The sequence below is a fragment of the Nostocoides vanveenii genome, assembly GCF_039531165.1.
Taxonomy (GTDB): domain Bacteria; phylum Actinomycetota; class Actinomycetes; order Actinomycetales; family Dermatophilaceae; genus Nostocoides_A; species Nostocoides_A vanveenii.
This window is the reverse complement of record NZ_BAAAPN010000006.1, coordinates 1-2,555: the sequence shown is the minus strand read 5'-3', so window position 1 is coordinate 2,555 and position 2,555 is coordinate 1. Positions and strand designations below refer to the sequence as shown.

Here is a 2,555-nt window from a genome sequence, read left to right as displayed (position 1 = left end):
GCGGTCATCATCACCCGAAGCCTGCTCCGCCGAGCCTGGACGACCCACCGCTGGGACACCCGACCCACCCGACGACCCTGACCTATCCGCGCGATCTCTAAGTCAGGTTAAACTCTCGTCGTGCCCCAGTCCGAGATTGAACGGATCAGCGTCGCTCCGGCAGTCGAGGAGGCGCGTGATCTCACCTTTGCGGGGAGCGACCTGATCATAGAATTCGGCTGCGCCCACCGTTTCGCCGAGAAGTTCGCGGCCGCGATGGATACTGTGCCGTACGCGTCGCGTTGGACCACTCAGCGAGTCCGAGACATCGTCAGCGAGCATGAAGATGGCTCGCTTGCAATCTTGGATAGATCTTCCAAAGAACTGATTGGCTTCGCCTTCGTTTACCTTGTCGCCGACTTCAACGAGTTCATGTTTCCGGGACCATCTCTTGTGCTACGGCGTCTCTTCGTTCGACCCTCGCATCGTAGCTTGGGCATGGGCAGCCTCCTATTTCACCGCGCCGTGGGCGGGCCGCGTCCAACGACTTGGCAGACCTCTACCGAGGCGACTGATGCCATCGCGTGGTTTGGTCGCAGGGGGGTTGAGCCGATCGGAAGTATTACGAACGGGGCTAGGGCCGACTATATCTATCGCGTTCCTGGGAGGGAGTAGTCCCCATGTCGGTCCGGATCAAGACCCTCTTCGTCCGTAGGTCGAACGAGTTCTGGCGGCAGATCGTGGCCGTGTTTCTAGCCTGGGCAGCAGGGGTGAAGTCCTTAGAATCACTTATGGGCCGTTCGGGTTGGACACTACTGTTTGCTGTGTTGCTTTCAGTGCTCGGCTTCGCCGGACTACGATTCGCGTGGATAGACGAGCGAAAGCGAAGCCCGATTGCGATCGCTACTCCTGAAGAATTGGTCGAATGGAATCTGGGCTGGGCTCAAGAGCAAGGCAAGATGGTCGTTATTACAAGAGATATGTCGTGGGTTCTCAGCGATAAACTCAAGGAACTGCTGCGGAGAAAGGCGTCAGAGGGGGACCTGGTTGTCATTGCCCGGGCCAAGACCGCATGGCTTTCAGAACTAGAAGGCGTGGGCGCGCAGATTGTGGAGACAGGCACGACCCCCCGTGTGCGTTTTACCGTCCTACGCTTTGGCGCCTCGGATGCGCGGGTATTGGTGCACCGACAGAGTAAAGGTCGGGTTGAGTTCCGTGAAATCCACTCAAACGAATTTCCAGCCTTTGCGCTATGTATGGATGAGGTGGACGCTCTTGTGAAAGAGGTCCCATAGGTCCCATAGGCTCAGCCTTGCTGGGCTGCCTTGGCAGGCTATTCGAAGCCGAGGGCGCGCGGGGTCCGGTTGGGTTGGGGTCGAGGTCCCCGAGTGGTCGGTGAGTTGACACGCGAATCTAGAGTCGAATAACTCGCGGGACCTTGCACCTCCGCGGCGAACTGAGTCGATGGTCGACAGACGGGATATGTTCGTGGGGTGGCTGAAGAACATGAGGACAGACCCTCCCTGGACGCCGTCTACTCCGCGCTGGCCGCCCGACGGTCGCAGTTCGACAATCTGCTGTGGCAGGCGCCGGTCCTCAGCCTCACCGCGCAGGCGTTCCTGATGACAACCGCGCTCGGTGGCGGAGTGACAAGGTACGCGCGGACCGTCGCGTGCGTTCTGTCCATCGTCGTCGCACTCCTGAGCATCCAGATCCTCACTCGACATCGGCAGGCCGAGGTCACAGACGCCCACTGGCTGGCAGACTTGGAGAGAGCGGGGAACCCGACCCTGCAAGTGCACGGAACAGAGTGGCGTAAGCGCAGGAACACGACCTCGCCAGACGCTGGCGTCTTCAACCCTTTCGCCCGACTGCCCGGATACTTCACGTGGGCGGCCGGAATGAGCTTGTTTGGTGTGGCATCCCTCCTGACGCTCGTTATCGAATGGGTGCGGCCGGACCTCCTTCAGCCCTAATTGCACAGCGCCGCGCTCCGAAGCGGCTTGTGCAAACTGGCTCTTCACCGATGAGTGTGGGGTGAGCACAACCCGGCGAGTTGTGCTCACCCCACACTCATCGGTGAAGAGCCCCTTAAGCCGAGACAGCTCACTCCGTCGAGGGAGTCGAGGACGTCGACCTGCCCCAGCGGATCACCCAGCAGTACCCCTCGACCCGCTTCGCCGCACTGGGGCGAACGACCAAGCAACANTCCATCCCCAGCCGTGTCGTCGTCGCCTGCCGAGTCGTGCCCCAGTCCGCCAACGCGCTCGAGATCGCCCTCGCGCTCTACGACGATATCCGCCCCCTCTCCATGGTTGTCGACGGCACGACGATCGACGACTTCCGCTGGTGCGGCATCCCCACCAGTCTCGACGTCGGCGACAACCCGGTCACAGCTCACGCCAGTCGCGTCCGCACCAACCGTGAGATCCAGGGTGCTCACATCAAACCCGGCATCACCCTGGTCCTGACTTAGGCCACTTTCGCCGCCTGCTCGGGTCGGCGATGGGTTGACCTGCAGGTTTGTGGTCGCGACGGTCGGGATTTGTGCACTAGCCGGGGGTCCTATCGTGTCC

4 protein-coding genes are annotated in these 2,555 nt (G+C 61.1%); all 4 read left to right on the top strand.

The annotated features are described in order from the left end of the window. The first annotated feature begins 120 nt into the window (after nt 1-120). The 4 genes from ABD209_RS01350 (at nt 121) to ABD209_RS01335 (ending at nt 2,455) form a co-directional block, all read left to right on the top strand. Nucleotides 121-654, top strand: coding sequence for a GNAT family N-acetyltransferase (locus ABD209_RS01350; RefSeq protein WP_344061027.1), 534 nt, complete (start codon nt 121-123; stop codon nt 652-654). Nucleotides 655-659: 5 nt separating this feature from the next. Beyond that, the gene (locus ABD209_RS01345; RefSeq protein WP_344061024.1) at nt 660-1,274 is read left to right on the top strand and encodes a hypothetical protein; all 615 of its coding nucleotides are present in this window, start codon (nt 660-662) and stop codon (nt 1,272-1,274) included. Between the two features lie 198 nt (nt 1,275-1,472). Next, nucleotides 1,473-1,955: a hypothetical protein gene (locus tag ABD209_RS01340; protein ID WP_344061021.1), complete on the top strand. Its 483-nt coding sequence runs from the start codon at nt 1,473-1,475 to the stop codon at nt 1,953-1,955. A gap of 269 nt (nt 1,956-2,224) precedes the next feature. Continuing rightward, nucleotides 2,225-2,455, top strand: a complete 231-nt coding sequence (locus tag ABD209_RS01335; protein WP_344061018.1) for a hypothetical protein — start codon at nt 2,225-2,227, stop codon at nt 2,453-2,455. The last annotated feature ends 100 nt before the right edge of the window (nt 2,456-2,555 follow it).